The organism is Vibrio sp. 1562, assembly GCF_033340155.1.
In the GTDB taxonomy this organism is placed as follows: domain Bacteria; phylum Pseudomonadota; class Gammaproteobacteria; order Enterobacterales; family Vibrionaceae; genus Vibrio; species Vibrio alginolyticus.
Window position 1 is genome coordinate 1 of record NZ_JAWOVY010000623.1, and the last position, 565, is coordinate 565.

Sequence of the window (565 nt, forward strand, 5' to 3'; positions counted from 1 at the left end):
ACGGCTCTGAAACGAGTTGGACGCTGAAAAACAGCCAATCCGCAGTGCTGTTCTCTGGTCAGGATTATGAGTCGGCAACCACCGTTGAAAAAAGCATGTGTTTAGCCGACGGTGATTACCAGTTCACCATTCAAGATGAGTATGGTGACGGCATTTGTTGTGGAAGTGGCGCGGGTTCGTACACGTTGATGGAAGGAGCCAAGACCCTTGCTTCTGGCGCTGAGTTCGCCAAAAGCGAAACCACTGATTTTACGTTAGGTGACACCACCACGACTCCACCAGTGGTTGGTGGGTATTATCAAGCCGCGTCTGGCAAGACAGGCTACGCACTCAAAACGGCGTTGTTTAACATCATCAATAATCACTCCAGCCGTGGCTATTCAGCGATTTGGACTTTGGTAAAAGACGCAGATTTGGACAACTACTACGAGAAAGACGGCTCCATTCTTGATATGTATTCAGAGAAGCCTGCGGGCAACGACGCAGTGAGTTTCACGAAAGTAACCGACCAATGCGGTCAATACAGTCAAGAAGGGGATTGCTACAACCGTGAACACTCGTTCCC

General features: G+C 49.6%; 1 protein-coding gene. It reads left to right on the forward strand.

Translation table 11 applies throughout. The features are described from left to right. A partial coding sequence (locus R7Z49_RS26745) for an endonuclease (protein ID WP_318112692.1) occupies positions 1-565 on the forward strand: 565 nt, incomplete at both ends.